Source organism: Rhodopseudomonas pseudopalustris, assembly GCF_900110435.1.
GTDB lineage: Bacteria > Pseudomonadota > Alphaproteobacteria > Rhizobiales > Xanthobacteraceae > Rhodopseudomonas > Rhodopseudomonas pseudopalustris.
Window position 1 is genome coordinate 83,790 of record NZ_FODT01000010.1, and the last position, 15,468, is coordinate 99,257.

13 protein-coding genes are annotated in these 15,468 nt (G+C 64.6%); 9 read left to right on the forward strand and 4 right to left on the reverse strand.

What is annotated here, in order from left to right; all coding sequences use genetic code 11:
• Window positions 1-108 precede the first annotated feature (108 nt).
• Window positions 109-1,212: an anhydro-N-acetylmuramic acid kinase gene (locus BMY71_RS18560; protein WP_092685703.1), complete on the forward strand. Its 1,104-nt coding sequence runs from the start codon at window positions 109-111 to the stop codon at window positions 1,210-1,212.
• Between the two features lie 101 nt (window positions 1,213-1,313).
• Here BMY71_RS18560 and BMY71_RS18565 read toward each other — a convergent pair whose 3' ends face one another.
• On the reverse strand, window positions 1,314-1,961 hold the full coding sequence (locus BMY71_RS18565; protein WP_011441882.1) for an alpha/beta hydrolase: 648 nt from the start codon (window positions 1,959-1,961) through the stop codon (window positions 1,314-1,316).
• A gap of 238 nt (window positions 1,962-2,199) precedes the next feature.
• On the opposite strand from BMY71_RS18565, the gene BMY71_RS18570 reads away from it, so the two are divergent.
• The 7 genes from BMY71_RS18570 to sufA all read left to right on the forward strand — a co-directional run bounded on the left by BMY71_RS18570 (window position 2,200) and on the right by sufA (window position 9,275).
• Complete coding sequence (locus BMY71_RS18570; RefSeq protein ID WP_092685704.1) at window positions 2,200-3,372, forward strand: cysteine desulfurase family protein; 1,173 nt, start codon at window positions 2,200-2,202, stop codon at window positions 3,370-3,372.
• A gap of 82 nt (window positions 3,373-3,454) precedes the next feature.
• Entirely contained in the window at window positions 3,455-4,936 is a 1,482-nt protein-coding gene (sufB, locus tag BMY71_RS18575; RefSeq protein ID WP_011502866.1) for a Fe-S cluster assembly protein SufB, read from the forward strand.
• A gap of 132 nt (window positions 4,937-5,068) precedes the next feature.
• Window positions 5,069-5,827 (forward strand): Fe-S cluster assembly ATPase SufC, encoded by a 759-nt coding sequence (gene sufC / locus BMY71_RS18580; protein ID WP_011502867.1) that lies wholly within the window; start codon window positions 5,069-5,071, stop codon window positions 5,825-5,827.
• A 20-nt stretch (window positions 5,828-5,847) separates the two neighbouring features.
• Window positions 5,848-7,161: a Fe-S cluster assembly protein SufD gene (gene sufD / locus BMY71_RS18585; protein ID WP_092685772.1), complete on the forward strand. Its 1,314-nt coding sequence runs from the start codon at window positions 5,848-5,850 to the stop codon at window positions 7,159-7,161.
• Window positions 7,158-8,405: a cysteine desulfurase gene (locus BMY71_RS18590; protein ID WP_092685705.1), complete on the forward strand. Its 1,248-nt coding sequence runs from the start codon at window positions 7,158-7,160 to the stop codon at window positions 8,403-8,405. The genes sufD and BMY71_RS18590 overlap by 4 nt, the downstream gene beginning before the upstream one ends.
• Window positions 8,402-8,770 carry an SUF system Fe-S cluster assembly protein gene (locus tag BMY71_RS18595; RefSeq protein ID WP_011502870.1) on the forward strand — a complete coding sequence of 123 codons (369 nt, stop codon included), beginning with the start codon at window positions 8,402-8,404 and terminating at the stop codon, window positions 8,768-8,770. Before BMY71_RS18590 ends, BMY71_RS18595 begins: the two co-directional genes overlap by 4 nt.
• 100 nt (window positions 8,771-8,870) lie before the next feature.
• Window positions 8,871-9,275: a Fe-S cluster assembly scaffold SufA gene (sufA, locus tag BMY71_RS18600; protein WP_092685706.1), complete on the forward strand. Its 405-nt coding sequence runs from the start codon at window positions 8,871-8,873 to the stop codon at window positions 9,273-9,275.
• A gap of 30 nt (window positions 9,276-9,305) precedes the next feature.
• Here sufA and BMY71_RS18605 read toward each other — a convergent pair whose 3' ends face one another.
• The 3 genes from BMY71_RS18605 to BMY71_RS18615 form a co-directional block, all read right to left on the reverse strand.
• Window positions 9,306-10,373, reverse strand: a complete 1,068-nt coding sequence (locus BMY71_RS18605) for a GGDEF domain-containing protein (RefSeq protein WP_092685707.1) — start codon at window positions 10,371-10,373, stop codon at window positions 9,306-9,308.
• 105 nt (window positions 10,374-10,478) lie between these two features.
• On the reverse strand, window positions 10,479-11,981 hold the full coding sequence (locus tag BMY71_RS18610; RefSeq protein WP_092685708.1) for a DEAD/DEAH box helicase: 1,503 nt from the start codon (window positions 11,979-11,981) through the stop codon (window positions 10,479-10,481).
• A 361-nt stretch (window positions 11,982-12,342) separates the two neighbouring features.
• Window positions 12,343-13,332, reverse strand: coding sequence for an AraC family transcriptional regulator (locus BMY71_RS18615; RefSeq protein ID WP_011502874.1), 990 nt, complete (start codon window positions 13,330-13,332; stop codon window positions 12,343-12,345).
• A 327-nt stretch (window positions 13,333-13,659) separates the two neighbouring features.
• Between BMY71_RS18615 and BMY71_RS18620 the strand changes: the two genes are divergently transcribed.
• Window positions 13,660-15,345 carry a methyl-accepting chemotaxis protein gene (locus BMY71_RS18620; protein WP_092685709.1) on the forward strand — a complete coding sequence of 562 codons (1,686 nt, stop codon included), beginning with the start codon at window positions 13,660-13,662 and terminating at the stop codon, window positions 15,343-15,345.
• Window positions 15,346-15,468: the final 123 nt, after the last annotated feature.

The following is a 15,468-nucleotide window of genomic DNA, read 5'->3' on the forward strand; positions in this document are numbered from 1 at the left end:
GGCTGCGCGGTAAGCCCAAGAGGGCTTTCGATTGCGTTGCCGTGTGGCATTATAAGAACTGGGCGTTTGACACAAGTTTGACGTTCCGCACGAGAAAGACGGCCTTCAATGATGCTGACGGCGATCGGACTGATGAGCGGGACCTCGCTCGACGGGGTCGACGTCGCCTTGATCAAGACCGACGGTCGGCGGGTGGCGGCGCTCGGGCCTTCGGGCTACCGGCCCTATACCGAGAGCGAACGCGACCTGCTGCGGCAGGCGCTGGCGGAGGCAGCCGGCCTCGACCGGCGCGACGCACGGCCGGGCATCCTCGCCGAGGCCGAACGCGCGGTGACGATCGCCCATGCGGAGGCGGTGGCGGCCTTCACTGCGCAGAACCGGATTTCCGCGGACGCCGTCGACATCGTCGGATTTCACGGACAGACCGTGCTGCACCGTCCGGCCGCGAAGTTGACGGTGCAGATCGGGGATGCGCAGGCGCTGGCGAAGGCGATCCACATCCCTGTCGTGTATGATTTCCGCGCCGCCGACGTCGCCGCCGGCGGGCAGGGCGCGCCGTTCGTCCCGGTCTATCACCGTGCGTTGGCGCAATCGCTCGGCCGCGACGGTCCGATCGTGGTGGTCAATATCGGCGGCGTCTCGAACATCACCTTCATCGACGGCAACGAAACGCTGATCGCCTGCGACACCGGTCCCGGCAACGCGTTGCTCGATGACTTCATGTTTCGCACCATCGGCAAGCCGTTCGATTGCGAGGGGCGACTGGCGGCGCAGGGCGTTCCGGATGAGGGCTGGTTGGCGGATGCGCTTCAGCATCCGTTTTTCGCCAAGCCGCCGCCGAAATCGCTCGACCGCAACGATTTCGCGGCACTGGCGCTGGGCGACTGGTCGCCGGCCGATGGTGCTGCGACGCTGACGGCATTCACCGCAAGGTCGATTGCGAAGATCGTGCCGTTATTGCCGAATCCTGCGCACAGCGTCGTGGTCACCGGCGGCGGCGCTCGCAATCTGACGATGATGCGGATGCTGCGCGAACAACTGGCGCCGGCGCAGGTCGAGAGCGCCGATGCGCTCGGCTGGTCGGCGGATGCGATGGAAGCCCAGGCGTTCGGCTTCCTCGCCGCGCGGGGGCTGAAGGGCCTGCCGCTCAGCTATCCCGCGACCACCGGCGTGGCGTTTCCGATGACCGGCGGGCTGATCGCAAGGCCCTGATTGATTGGGGTTTTCGTGGCGAGGAGCGAAGCGACGAAGCAATCCAGAATCAGGCGCTCGCGCGCTGGATTGCTTCGCTGGGCTCGCGAGGACCGATCAGATCAGCGGACGTTGGCCAGCCGCATGTCGAGATAGGACGTCACCGTCTCCATCAACGGCTCCATCTTGTCTTCGAAGAAATGGTTGGCGCCGGGGATGGTCTGCTGGTCGATGATGATGCCCTTCTGGGTCTTCAGCTTTTCGACCAGAGTGTTGACGTCCTTGGCGGGCGCGACGATGTCCTTTTCGCCGTGCACGATCAGGCCGGACGACGGGCAGGGCGCGAGGAACGAGAAGTCATAGCGGTTCGGCTCCGGCGCGATCGAGATGAAGCCCTCGACCTCGGGCCGTCGCATCAAGAGCTGCATGCCGATCCAGGCCCCGAACGAGAAACCGGCGACCCAGCAGGCGCGCGCTTCGGGGTTGATGGTCTGCGCCCAGTCGAGCGCCGACGCCGCGTCGGACAATTCGCCGGTGCCGTGATCGAACGAACCCTGGCTGCGGCCGACGCCGCGGAAATTGAAGCGCAGCACCGAAAAACCACGCGCCACGAAGGCGTAATAAACCTGATAGACGATCGGGTGGTTCATGCTGCCGCGGAACTGCGGATGCGGGTGCAACACCATCGCGATCGGCGCGTTCTTCTGTTTCGCGGGATGGTAGCGGCCTTCGAGGCGGCCTGCGGGACCGGTGAAAATGACTTCAGGCATCAGCGATCCTTGGTAGATTTGGATTTGGCCGGGCGCGCGCGGGCTCTGCCAATCACGGCCGTCGGTCGCCGTCCGCAGATCAGGCAAGACGGCGGGATGAACGGGGAGCTGCGTTCTAGCATGGAGCGCAGGGCCAATTGCAAGCATATTGAGCGCCATTGCGTTTCAGAACCGAGACTGCGCCGCTGGTTCCGGCAATGGAACTGTTCCAGTCAGTTGCGGAGGGTGTGAGTTCGTTATGGCTGACCGGGTCTATCTTGATTGGAATGCGACAACGCCGTTGCGGGCGGAAGCGCGGGCGGCGATCGCGGCGGCGCTGGATCTGGTCGGCAATCCATCCTCGATCCATGCCGAGGGCCGGGCGGCGCGCGGGATGGTCGAACAGGCCCGCGCGGCGGTGGCCGCGGCGATCGGGGCCGAGGCGCGGAGCGTCGTGTTCACATCGGGAGGCACCGAAGCCAACACGCTGGCGCTCATGCCCGGACTCCGGATCGGTTCCCAACCGTCTGAACAGCTTGTCAATTCGGCGATCGAGCACGCCTCGGTGCTGGCCGGCGGGCGGTTTGCGCCAGAGCATATCGATACCGTTCGGGTGACGCGAGATGGCGTCGTCGATCTGGATCATCTGCGCAGCCTGCTGGCGGGCCGGCCACCGGCGCTGGTGTCGGTGATGCTCGCCAATAATGAGACCGGCGCCCTCCAGCCGGTGACCGATATCGGCGGTATCGTCCATGCAGCTGGCGGCGTCCTGCACGTCGACGCAGTGCAGGCGTTCGGAAAAATAACATTCAATATCAATGATCTGGGCGCCGATCTTGTATCGCTTTCTGCGCACAAGATCGGTGGTCCTAAGGGCGTCGGTGCGCTGGTTCTCGGGTCCAATCTGGCCGGCCTCGCGCCGTTGCTGCGCGGTGGCGGTCAGGAGCTGGGCCGGCGGGCCGGGACGGAGAACGTCGCCGGGATCGCTGGCTTTGGCGCGGCGGTTGCGGCGGCGATTCCCGCCATGGCTGCGGACATGAGCCGGATCGAAAAACTGCGAAATCGGCTCGAAACAGGCCTGAGGCAAACCCAAGGCAGCGAAGGCGGAATTGTGATCGCCGAATCCGCGCCGCGGCTGGCGAACACGACGCTGTTCGCGGTGCCGGGATTGCGCGCCGAGACCGCGGTGATCGGATTCGACCTCGCCGGAATCGCGGTGTCGTCCGGGTCGGCCTGCTCGTCGGGCAAGGTCCGGTCGTCGCATGTGCTCGAGGCGATGGGGTTCGGTCCGGAACTTGCACAGTCGGCGATACGGATCAGTCTCGGCTGGTCGAGTAGCGAAACCGACATTGATCGCTGCCTTCAGGCTTGGAGAAAGCTTGCGGGCAACCTAACTAAGAGGGATCATGAAACAGAGCTTGAACGGTTCTAAGAGGGTTTCATCCCGCGCCGGATCGTGTAAGCATGTTTTAGTAGATCCACCGCGGTCCTTGAAACCGCGAGCGGAGGTTTAAATGGCTGCCGTACAAGAAACCGTCGATCGGGTTCGCCAGATCGACGTCGATCAATATCGCTATGGATTCGAGACGCTGATCGAATCCGACAAGGCTCCCAAGGGGCTGTCGGAAGACATCGTCCGATTTATCTCCGCAAAAAAGAACGAACCGGACTGGATGCTGCAGTGGCGGCTTGAAGCCTATCGCCGCTGGCTGACCATGACGGAGCCCACTTGGGCGCGGGTCAACTACCCCAAGATCGACTTCCAGGACCTGTATTATTATTCGGCCCCCAAGCCGAAGAAGACCATCGGTTCGCTGGACGAGATCGATCCGGAGATTCTCGAGACCTACAAGAAGCTCGGCATTCCGCTGCGTGAAGTCGAGGTGCTCGAAGGCGTGGTTCGTCCCGAGGGCGAGCGGCGCATCGCGGTCGATGCGGTGTTCGACTCGGTGTCGGTGGCCACCACCTTCCAGGCCGAGCTGAAGAAGGCCGGCGTGATCTTCATGCCGATCTCGGAAGCGATCAAGCAGCACCCCGAACTGGTGCAGAAATATCTCGGCACCGTGGTGCCGACGACTGACAATTACTATGCGACGCTGAACTCCGCGGTGTTCTCCGACGGTTCGTTCGTCTATGTGCCGCCGGGCGTGCGCTGCCCGATGGAGCTGTCGACTTATTTCCGCATCAACGAGCGCAACACCGGCCAGTTCGAGCGCACGCTGATCATCGCCGACAAGGGCTCCTACGTCAGCTATCTCGAAGGCTGCACCGCTCCGCAGCGCGACGAGAATCAGCTTCACGCCGCGGTCGTCGAGCTGGTCACGCATGACGACGCCGAAATCAAATATTCGACGGTGCAGAACTGGTACCCCGGAAACTCCGAGGGCAAGGGCGGCATCTACAATTTCGTCACCAAGCGCGGCGACTGCCGCGGCGCCAACTCGAAGATTTCCTGGACTCAGGTCGAGACCGGTTCGGCGATCACCTGGAAATATCCGAGCTGCATTTTGCGCGGCGATAACTCCCGCGGAGAATTCTACTCGATCGCGATCTCGAACGGCTATCAGCAGGTCGATAGCGGCACCAAGATGATCCATCTCGGCAACAACACCACCAGCCGGATCATCTCCAAGGGCATCGCGGCCGGCCGATCGCAGAACACCTATCGCGGTCTCGTCACCGCGCACCGCAAGGCCAAGGGCGCGCGCAACTTCACCGCCTGCGACTCGCTGCTGATCGGCGACCAGTGCGGCGCGCATACCGTGCCCTATATCGAGGCGAAGAACACGTCGGCGCTGTTCGAGCACGAAGCCACCACGTCGAAGATCTCCGAGGACGTGCTGTTCTATTGCGTCCAGCGAGGCCTCAGCCAGGAAGAGGCGGTCGGCCTCGTGGTCAACGGCTTCGTCAAGGACGTGCTGCAGCAACTGCCGATGGAATTCGCGGTGGAAGCGCAGAAGCTGATCTCGATCTCGCTCGAAGGCTCGGTCGGCTAACACCAAAGCCCTCGTCCTGAGGAGGCCGCGAAACCGCGGTCTCGAGGACGGAGATGACAAAGTGAACCAGCTCGTCCTTCGAGACGCGCGCAACGCGCGCTTCCTCAGGACGACGACACAGGAAGGCTGGCAATGTCCGCACTGCTCGAAGTCAAGAATCTGCAAGTCAGCGTCGGCGATCGTGAGATCCTTCACGGGCTGACGCTCAGCGTGAATCCCGGCGAGGTGCACGCGATCATGGGGCCGAACGGCTCCGGCAAGTCGACGCTCAGCCACGTCATCGCCGGCAAGCCGGGTTATGACGTCACCGGCGGGCAGATCCTGTTCAAGGGCGAGGACCTGCTGGAGATGGCGCCGGATGTGCGCGCCGCCAAGGGCGTGTTTCTGGCGTTCCAGTATCCGGTGGAAATTCCCGGCGTCGCCACCATGACCTTCCTGCGCACCGCGCTGAACGCCCAGCGCAAGGCGCGCGGCGAAGCCGAATTCTCGACTCCGGATTTCCTCAAGCGGGTGCGCGAGGTCGCGGCCTCGCTGAACATTCCGCAGGAAATGCTGAAGCGCGGCGTCAATGTCGGCTTCTCGGGCGGCGAGAAGAAGCGCAACGAAGTGCTGCAGATGGCGCTGTTCCAGCCGAGCCTGTGCATCCTCGACGAAATGGATTCCGGCCTCGACATCGACGCGCTGCGGGTCGCGTCCGAAGGCGTCAACGCGCTGCGTACGCCGGATCGGGCGATGGTGGTGATCACCCACTATCAGCGACTGCTCGACTACATCGTCCCCGACCACGTCCACGTGATGTCGAAGGGCAAGGTGGTGAAGAGCGGCGGCAAGGAGCTCGCGCTCGAGCTCGAGGCCAACGGCTACGCGCAATATCAGGAAGCGGCGGCTTAGAGCCGATCGGACGGGTCATGATGAGTATCGCAGTGGCGAAGACAGAGAAGGCGGACGTGGCGGGCGCGAATTTCGCCAGCATCGTCGCGCGCCAGCCGGGCGCGGGCAAGGTTGCGGACGCCCGCCGTGAGGCGTTCGACGAATTTCAGCGCATCGGTCTGCCGCATCGTCGGATCGAGGATTGGAAGTACACCGATCTGCGCGCGCTGATGCGCGAGGTGCTGCCGGTCGCGCCGACGCCCGACGCGGCGGCGCTGGCGCGCGCCGAGGCGGCGCTGAAACTGCATGCGATCGAAGGCGTCCGCCGGCTCGTGCTGGTCGACGGCGCGCTGGCTGTGGCGCTGTCCGATCTGTCGGCGCCGGAGGCCGGGCTGTCGATCCGCAGCCTGCGCGAGGCGCTCGACGCCGGCGACGACCGGCTGTTGTCGCTCGACACCGGCAATCCGATGACGGCGCTGAACACCGCGCTGATGACCGATGGCGTGGTGATCGACGTCGCGGACGGCGCCAAACTGGCGAAGCCGCTGTACATCGTTCACATCGCTTCCGGCGGCGCGCCATCGGCGATGTTCACCCGCTCGCTGGTCAGCCTCGGCAAGGAGTCGGCCGCGACAGTGGTCGAGAGCTTCGTCGCAGGCGAGGGCGCCGGCGTCTATCAAGTCCACGACACGGCCGTGATGACGGTCGGCGACCGCGCGCGGCTCGACCACGTCCGGCTGATCGAGGATTCGCGCGACGCGTTCAACATCGCCTCGGCCGAGGTGCGCGTCGGCGCGCATGCGCATTACAGCGTCGCCGGCGTCACCACCGGCGCATTGGTCAGCCGTTATCAGCTGGTCGTCAACATCGCCGGCGAATATGCGCGGGTCGAGACCAACGGCGTCAATCTGCTCAACGGCAAGCAGCACGCCGACACCACGCTGGTGATGAATCACGACGTGCCGCATTGCGTCAGCCGCGAGGGCTTTCGCGCCGTGGTCGACGATCGCGGCCATTCGGTGTTTCAGGGCCGCATCAATGTGCGCCAGCCGGCGCAGCAGACCGACGCCAAGATGATGACCCGGGCGCTGCTGCTGTCCGACGAGGCCGAGGCCGACAACAAGCCGGAGCTGGAGATCTTCGCGGACGACGTCACTTGCGGCCACGGCGCCGCGATCGGCGCGCTCGACGATCAGCTGCTGTTCTATCTGCGCGCCCGCGGCCTGGCCGAGAAGGAAGCCGAGGCGCTGCTGATCCAGGCGTTCGTCGGCGAGGCGATCGAGGCGATCGCCGACGACAATCTGCGTGAACTGGCGATCGCCGCCGCGACGCGCTGGCTGGAGGCGCGGCGATGACGACGCACCCGGCGGTCAGCAACGGCAGCTACGATGTCGCGCGGGTGCGCGAGGATTTCCCCGCGCTGGCGCTCAAGGTCTACGGCAAGGATCTGGTCTATCTCGATAACGCCGCCTCGGCGCAGAAGCCGCGCGCCGTGCTGGAGCGGATGACCAAGGCGTATGAGAGCGAATACGCCAACGTGCATCGCGGGCTGCATTATCTCGCCAACGCCGCGACCGAAGCCTATGAGGGCGGCCGCCACCGGGTGCAGAAGTTTCTCAACGCCAAGCGGCCGGAAGAGATCATCTTCACCCGCAACGCCACCGAGGCGATCAATCTGGTCGCGTCGTCGTTCGGCGCGCCGAATATCGGCGAGGGCGACGAGATCGTGCTGTCGATCATGGAGCACCATTCCAACATCGTGCCATGGCACTTCCTGCGTGAGCGGCAGGGCGCGGTGATCAAATGGGCGCCGATCGACGACGACGGCAATTTCCTGATCGACGAATTCGAGAAGCTGCTGTCGTCGAAGACCAAGCTGGTCGCGATCACCCAGATGTCGAATGCGCTCGGCACCATCGTGCCGGTCAAGGACGTGGTGAAGCTCGCGCACGACCGCGGCATTCCGGTGCTGGTCGACGGCAGCCAGGGCGCGGTGCATCTCACGATCGACGTCCAGGACATCGATTGCGACTTCTACATCATGACCGGGCACAAGCTGTACGGCCCGACCGGAATCGGCGTGCTGTACGGCAAGTACGATGTCCTCGCCAAGATGCGGCCGTTCAACGGCGGCGGCGAGATGATCCGCGAAGTCGCGCAGGACTGGGTGACCTATGGCGACCCGCCGCACCGGTTCGAGGCCGGCACGCCGGCGATCGTCGAGGCGGTCGGGCTGGGTGCTGCGATCGACTACGTCAATTCGATCGGCAAGGAGCGGATCGCGGCGCACGAACACGATCTTTTGACCTACGCCCAGGATCGGCTGCGCGAGATCAATTCGCTGCGGCTGATCGGCACCGCCAAGGGCAAGGGACCGGTGATTTCCTTCGAAATGAAGGGCGCTCACCCGCACGACATCGCCACCGTGATCGACCGCCAGGGGATTGCGGTGCGCGCCGGAACCCATTGCGTGATGCCGTTGCTGGAGCGGTTCCAGGTCACGGCGACGTGCCGCGCCTCGTTCGGCATGTATAATACCCGTGAGGAAGTCGACCTACTCGCACAGGCGCTGATCAAGGCGCGGGATCTGTTCGCATGACCGACACGATCGAAGCCAAGGCCAATATGCAGACCGTCTCGGCGCTGCCGCCCGAGGAGACCGAGCGGCTCGGCACCGAGATCGTCTCGGCGCTGAAGACGGTGTTCGACCCGGAAATTCCGGCCGACATCTACGAGCTCGGCCTGATCTACAAGGTCGAGATCAAGGACGATCGCACCGTCGACGTCGAGATGACGCTGACGACGCCAAACTGCCCGGCGGCGGGCGAACTGCCGACCATGGTCGAGAATGCGGTCGCCACCGTGCCCGGCGTCGGCGTGGTCAATGTCAGCATCGTCTGGGAGCCGGCGTGGACGCCGGAGCGGATGAGCGACGAGGCGCGCCTCGTCCTGAATATGTGGTGAGTCCGTCATTGCGAGCAGCAGCGTGACGAAATGACGGGGCCTGCGTAGAACGAATAAGTCACAAACGGGCGGCCTTGAACCGCCACGAGGATGTGAACCGATGACGGAGACGACACCGCTTTCCACGCCCGACAAGCCCGCGCGCCGGCCGCGCCCGCAAGTAATGCGGCTGACCGAGGCCGCCGCGACGCGCGTCAAGGATCTGATGTCGCGCGCCGACAGCGAGATCGTCGGCCTGCGCGTCGGCATCAAGAACGGCGGCTGCGCCGGTCAGTCCTACACGGTGGAATACGCCCACGACATCAAGTCGAACGACGAGACGATCGAGGACAAGGGCGTCAAGATCCTGATCGACCCCAAGGCCGTGATGTTCCTGCTGGGAACTGAAATGGACTACAAGTCCGAGAAGATGCAGGCGCAGTTCGTGTTCAACAATCCGAACCAGATCTCGGCCTGCGGCTGCGGCGAGTCGGTCGAACTGGTGCCGGCGAAGATCGACGGCTGACGTTTCGGACGCGCCGCGCGTAGCACGGCGTTACGCGACCTTGGCTGGCTCCACGCCGCGATATTCCGGGTCGGTTTCGCAGATCACCCGGTTGCGGCCATTGCGCTTTGCGGAATACAGGCAGGCGTCGGCGCGTTCGATCAGCGCGTCGGCGTCGTCGTCGGGCTTCAGCGTCGACACGCCGGCCGACAGCGTCACCCGGCCGAGGATCTCGCCGGTCGACTTCTTCTTCAATTCCTTCGACATCACCGTGCGGCGGATATCGTCGGCGATCACCAGCGCCTGTCGCAGCGGGGTGTTCGGCAGCACCACGGCGAATTCCTCGCCGCCGTAGCGCGAGGGAATGTCCTTGTTCTTGATGGTCTGCTTCAGGGTCATCCCGACCAGCCGCAGCACCTGATCGCCGGTGAGGTGGCCGTAATTGTCGTTGAACGACTTGAAGTGATCGATGTCCATCATCAGCAGCGACAGCGGCAGCCGGGTCGCGGCGGCGCTGCGCACCGCCTCGGTGACGACGCGGTCGAAATGCTTGCGGTTGCCGAGACCGGTCAGCGGATCGGTCAGGCTCTCGGCGCGGATCTCCTCGAGATTGGCCTGCAGATTGGTGATTTCCTGCTTGGAGGTCGACAGCCGCTGTTCGAGCGCGTTGTTGGCATCCTGCATCTCGCGGGTCGATGCGACCAGCCGCTCGACGATCGCGGTGATCTGTTCGCGGTCGGTGGTGAGCGACAGCTTATGACTGGCGCCCTTCAGATTGTCGCCGAAGCTCGCGGTGGTCCCGAGCGCATCGGCGAGCAGCGACATCATGTCGTCGATCTCGCTGACGACGCGCGCGCCGATCCGGTCGATGCGTTCGTGAGTGCGGCCGTGGGAGAGATAGCAGTCGTGCAACTGCTCGAGGTCGGCGTCCGTCAGCGTTCCGTGGAGCGCCAGCGCCTGGTTGATCGCCTTGTTGAGGTCGGCATTATAGCCGGTGGCGTAAACGTACCAGATCTCGTAATTGCGCGGCATCGCACCTTGCCGCAACGCACGAATCTGGTTCAGCGCAACCTCGGCAAACGCCATGGTGCGCTCGTGTTCTTCTTGAATAGAACCCACCGTGTCCCCCCGGGGGACCAGCCCCCAACCCTCCATCGAAGGTCGCAAGGCTACGGGGTGACAGTGAATCCCCGGTAAATAGCCGAGGGGAAATGGAACCTGGCGTCAGCCGCGAGCACGCACCGGACGCAGCAGGAAGGCGGGCAGATGTGAGTGATCTGCGGGCTCCGAGGCCGATTCGCGTTCACGCGACGGCGGCGCCGATCCGAACGAGGCGTGGGCGGCCGGGGCGGGAACCGACGCCGGGCGCGGCTCGCGCCGCGGCTTGCGGGGCTCGCGCGGTTCACGCCGCGGCTCCTGGACCTCGACAGTCTCGCGGGCTTCGCTCGGCTCGGGGGCTTTGCGCGGCTCGCCGCGTCGCGGGCGTCGCGGTTCGCGTGCTTCGCGCGGGCCATCTTCGCCCCGCGGCGCGCGACTGCGCGACTCGGACGGGCGCCGCGACGAACGTGCGGGCCGCTCGGTCTCTTCCTCGGCGTCGCCGGCCGGGCCGGCGTCCGCGTGAGGAATTTCCTTGCCGATCAGCTTCTCGATCGCAGCGATCGACTTCTGGTCGGAGGGGGCGACGATCGAGATCGCGGTTCCGAGACGACCGGCGCGGCCGGTGCGGCCGACGCGGTGGACGTAGTCATCGGGGTGATGCGGGACATCGAAATTGAAGACGTGGCTGACTTCCGGAATGTCGAGGCCGCGGGCCGCGACGTCGGAGGCGACCAGGATCGGCAGCTCGCCTTTACGGAATTGATCAAGCGCCGCGGTGCGGGCCGACTGGTCCATGTCGCCGTGCAGCGCGCCGACGCTGAAGCCGTGCTTCTGCAGCGACTTCGCCAGCAGCGCGACTTCGCGCTTGCGGTTGCAGAAGATGATCGCGTTCTTGAGATCGGTGGCGGCGCGGATCAGGCGGCGCAGCGTCTCGCGCTTCTCGTGCGGCTCGCGCCCGCAGGGCACCTGCGATTGCGTCACGGTGACGGCGGTGGAGGCCGGCTTGGAGACTTCGATCTTTTCGGGATTGTGCAGGAAGGTCTCGGTGATGCGGCGGATTTCCGGCGGCATCGTCGCGGTGAAGAACAGCGTCTGGCGGGTGAACGGCACCAGCTTGCAGACCCGCTCGATGTCCGGGATGAAGCCCATGTCGAGCATCCGGTCGGCTTCGTCGATCACCAGCAGCTCGACGCCGGTGAGCAGCAGGCCGCCGCGTTCGGTGTGGTCGAGCAGACGGCCCGGCGTGGCGATCAGCACATCGACGCCGCGGGTCAGCTTGACGTCCTGGTCGCCGAACGAGACGCCGCCGATCAGCAGCGCCACGGTGAGCTTCTGGCCGGCGCCGTATTTGTCGAACTGCTCCTTGACCTGGGCGGCGAGCTCGCGCGTCGGCTCCAGGATCAGGGTTCGCGGCATCCGCGCCCGGGCGCGGCCCTTTTCCAGCATCGTCAGCATCGGCAGCACGAACGCAGCCGTCTTGCCGGTGCCGGTCTGGGCGATGCCGAGCACGTCTCGCCGGGCGAGCACGTGAGGGATCGCCTGTTCCTGAATCGGGGTGGGGGTCGTGTAACCGCTGGCCGCGACAGCGGCGAGGACCTTGTCTGAAAGGCCGAGATTGGAAAAGGACATTGAGCCTCTGTTATGGGCGCAACCTGACCCGGATCGAAATATCGGAGTTCGGGATCACGCCATTGGTCGAAACCGCCGCCTGGAATCTGGAAACAGGCTGTCGCGCCCAACCCCGGAGCGGCATGCATAGTTGCACGGGGAAGTCTGATCGCAGACAGACGGCACAACGGGCATCGCGCTTCGATACCGGGCCGCTTCAAGCGCGGAACATAGGCCTGAATCGGCCAAAGTCAATGCGGCAGCGCATGAAACCGCTCAAAACATAATGAATCAGCGGTCTTGGCGGCTTTTTGGGCAACCCGGCCTGGCCGCGCGGGGAGGTTGGGCGAAACCGGGGCGACCGCGGTCCTGAAACTCGCCGTCAGGCTTTCGGGCGCTGCCGCCGCAGCGTCTCGGTGGGCGGCTCGCCGAACGCCTCGCGATAGTCCTTGGCAAAGCGGCTCGGATTGGCAAAGCCGCAGCGCAGGGCGACGCCGACCAGCGTGGTGGCCGATCCGCTCTCCAGCAGATCCTTCGCGCGGGACAGGCGCACGCGCTTGATCAGCGCGGCCGGCGAGCAGCCACGATGTTTGATGAAGGCGCGCGTCAACGTCGAGACGCTGACCCCCGCGGCGCGCGCGAGGTTCTCGGCGGTGAGGTCGGCCTCGCAGCGGGACTCGGCGTAGTGCTCTGCCTGCAGGACATAGGACGGCGCCGACTGGCGAGTGGTGGCGTCCAGCAAGTGACCGAGATTGTGTCGGCTGCAGCACAGCAGCGAGGTGATGCAGGCCTGCTCGAGCTGCACCAGGACTTTCGAGGGCCAAGCCGAAAAAGCAGGATCGAGCCGGTTGGCGAGCAGTCTCAGCAGATCCCGAAAGCCCAGATAGCGGGGAGTGTTGTTCGCGATCGGGGGATCGAAGGCAATCTGTTGCTGCGGTGAAAAGCCGATCAGCGACGTCAACGTGCGTTCGAGGACCTGCTCGGGAACCCGGAGAACGAGCTGTCGGAAGTCCTGTCCCAGATCGAGTTGCACGCGGCGACGCGGCGGGCACACGAAGGCGGTGCCTTTCGTGAATTCGATGCGATGCGCACCACTGGTCAGGCGCGCGTGGCCGTGCAGACAGACGTGCACCAGCGCGATCGCGCGTTCGGGAATCAAGACTTTAGTAGGTGCCGCGTTGCCGGTGAAATACAGCCCCACATGCGGGAGCTCGACGAGATTTGTCCGCATGAAGAAGCCTTCGCCGGTGCCGGCGATCACTTCGACGCCGTGACGCCGCATCACGTCACGCGCTTCGATTGGGTCATGGCTTCGCAGAATTGAAAAATCCTGCAGCAGCTCCGGCTCGTCATCCAACAACTCGACGTTCATGCGTGACCAACTACGCCGAACCTGCGCGCATGCCTACTCGTGGACCGAATGCGACAGGTTCTTTTTCGTTCTGTCCTGAATGACTGAATTTGTACTTACCGCCGTTTAGCAGTCTTAAGATAGATAACGACGTGTTGTGCATGTAGCGGTGAGCTGATCTGCAAAATGACTGCGGCTCGGGACGTCGGGTCCGAGCTCGGCGCCCCGAACAGGCGGCGTTCGCCGCGCGCGGAGTCCTGCTGCGGGACGGTTTTCCGGTGCGAACAATACACGCAAGCATGCGCCTTGCGGAGTGCGACATGTAGGCACGGCTATCGAGGTAATGGAATGAATATCTCCAACATGAAGATAATCTACAAAATCGCCGCGTGCTTCCTGCTGCTCAGCGTCGTGGTCGGAGTTGGTATCTGGCACGCCGCTGCGAAGATGAGCGAAATCGACCGACTGTATTCCGACATGCTCGACAACGACTTGCAGGGCATGAAGGCTAACATCCGTGCCAATACGCGCCTCTACAATATAGGCCGTCTGTCATGGCGTGTCATCGCCGAGACCGATCAGGCCGAGTTTCAGAACGTCCGCCAAGAGGCAGCGGCGAACCGCAAGGAATTCATTGAATACATCGCGCAGGCCAAGAAGGGGCTTCCGGCCTACGCAGATGATTTCGACCGGATTGTCCGACAGTTCGAGGACGTCGTGACGAGGAAATACGCGCTCGTCGAAAAGGCTGCGATTGCCAACCAGAAGGACGAGGCCGTCCGACTGGCGAAGAGCATGGGCGAAGACAATCAGGCATTGCGTGAGGCGCAGAGCGCGATCACGACCCGAGTCGACAAGGACCTCGCCGAGCGCAGGGAAGCCATTTCCGCAGACGTCTCGAACACCGTCCGCCTCACTGTGCTGACGATCGGCGGCGCCTTCGTGGCGGTCCTGGCGATCGCCTTCGCGATCGTGCAGTTCGGCATTGCGCGTCCGATCGGGCGATTGGTCGGCGATCTGCAGAAGATGGCGCGCGGCGAGAGCGTCGAGGTGTCCGGCACCGAGCGCGGCGACGAGATCGGACAGACCGCCAATGCGGTCGAAGGAATCAAGCTGATGCTCGACGACAAGGCGAGACTGGAAGCCGGGGAGAAGGCCGAGCAGGATCGCCGGCTCGCGGCGCAGCGCAAGCAGGACTTGGCGAAGCTCGCGCACGATTTCGAAGCCGCGGTCGGCGAGGTGATCCAGGCGGTGTCGTCGGCCTCGACCGAACTCGAAGCGTCGGCGACGACGCTGACCTCGAACGCACAGCACGCGCAGGAAGTGACGACGTCGGTCGCCGCGGCCTCAGAGCAGGCATCGGCCAACGTGCAGTCAGTGGCGTCGGCCACTGAGGAAATGGCGTCCTCGGTCACGGAGATCAGCCGGCAGGTGCAGGAGTCCGCGCGCATCGCCCAAGAAGCCGTGGGGCAGGCGCAGACGACCAACGAGCGAGTCGGCGAATTGTCGGCTGCGGCGGCGCGGATCGGCGATGTGGTCGACCTGATCAACACCATCGCCGGCCAGACCAACCTGCTGGCGCTCAACGCCACCATCGAGGCGGCGCGCGCGGGCGATGCCGGACGCGGATTCGCGGTGGTCGCCAGCGAAGTGAAGGCGCTGGCCGAGCAGACCGCCAAGGCCACCGGCGAGATCAGCCAGCAGATCAGCGGCATCCAGGCCGCGACCGATCAGTCGGTGTCGGCGATCCGGGAGATCGGCGCGACGATTTCGAAGATGTCGGAAATCGCCTCGACGATCGCCTCCGCGGTGGAAGAGCAGGGCGCCGCCACGCAGGAGATCTCGCGTAACGTCCAGCAGGCTGCGCAGGGCACGCAGCAGGTGTCGTCCAGCGTGATCGACGTTCAGCGCGGCGCCAGCGAGACCGGCTCGGCGTCGAGCCAGGTGCTGTCGGCGGCGCAGTCTTTGGCCAATGACAGCAACCGTCTCAAGCTCGAAGTCGGCAAGTTCCTCGAGACCGTCCGCGCCGCGTAGAGCGTGACAAAGCGTATTCCGCGAGCGGTGCTCCCGGACTACGCGCAATCCCCGCGATAGCAGAGTCCGGTCTCACGCCGGACTCTGCATCACCGTCTCCCGCCCCGTGCACGGACCCGCCGG

Bases quoted from the DNA above. Each gene is read 5' to 3' on its own strand.
- sufC (WP_011502867.1), top strand. From the start codon at position 5,069: ATGTCCGCACTGCTCGAAGTCAAGAATCTGCAAGTCAGCGTCGGCGAT.
- BMY71_RS18560 (WP_092685703.1), top strand. From the start codon at position 109: ATGATGCTGACGGCGATCGGACTGATGAGCGGGACCTCGCTCGACGGG.
- BMY71_RS18610 (WP_092685708.1), bottom strand. From the start codon at position 11,981: ATGTCCTTTTCCAATCTCGGCCTTTCAGACAAGGTCCTCGCCGCTGTC.
- sufD (WP_092685772.1), top strand. From the start codon at position 5,848: ATGAGTATCGCAGTGGCGAAGACAGAGAAGGCGGACGTGGCGGGCGCG.
- BMY71_RS18620 (WP_092685709.1), top strand. From the start codon at position 13,660: ATGAATATCTCCAACATGAAGATAATCTACAAAATCGCCGCGTGCTTC.
- BMY71_RS18595 (WP_011502870.1), top strand. From the start codon at position 8,402: ATGACCGACACGATCGAAGCCAAGGCCAATATGCAGACCGTCTCGGCG.
- BMY71_RS18590 (WP_092685705.1), top strand. From the start codon at position 7,158: ATGACGACGCACCCGGCGGTCAGCAACGGCAGCTACGATGTCGCGCGG.
- BMY71_RS18565 (WP_011441882.1), bottom strand. From the start codon at position 1,961: ATGCCTGAAGTCATTTTCACCGGTCCCGCAGGCCGCCTCGAAGGCCGC.
- sufA (WP_092685706.1), top strand. From the start codon at position 8,871: ATGACGGAGACGACACCGCTTTCCACGCCCGACAAGCCCGCGCGCCGG.
- BMY71_RS18615 (WP_011502874.1), bottom strand. From the start codon at position 13,332: ATGAACGTCGAGTTGTTGGATGACGAGCCGGAGCTGCTGCAGGATTTT.
- BMY71_RS18570 (WP_092685704.1), top strand. From the start codon at position 2,200: ATGGCTGACCGGGTCTATCTTGATTGGAATGCGACAACGCCGTTGCGG.
- sufB (WP_011502866.1), top strand. From the start codon at position 3,455: ATGGCTGCCGTACAAGAAACCGTCGATCGGGTTCGCCAGATCGACGTC.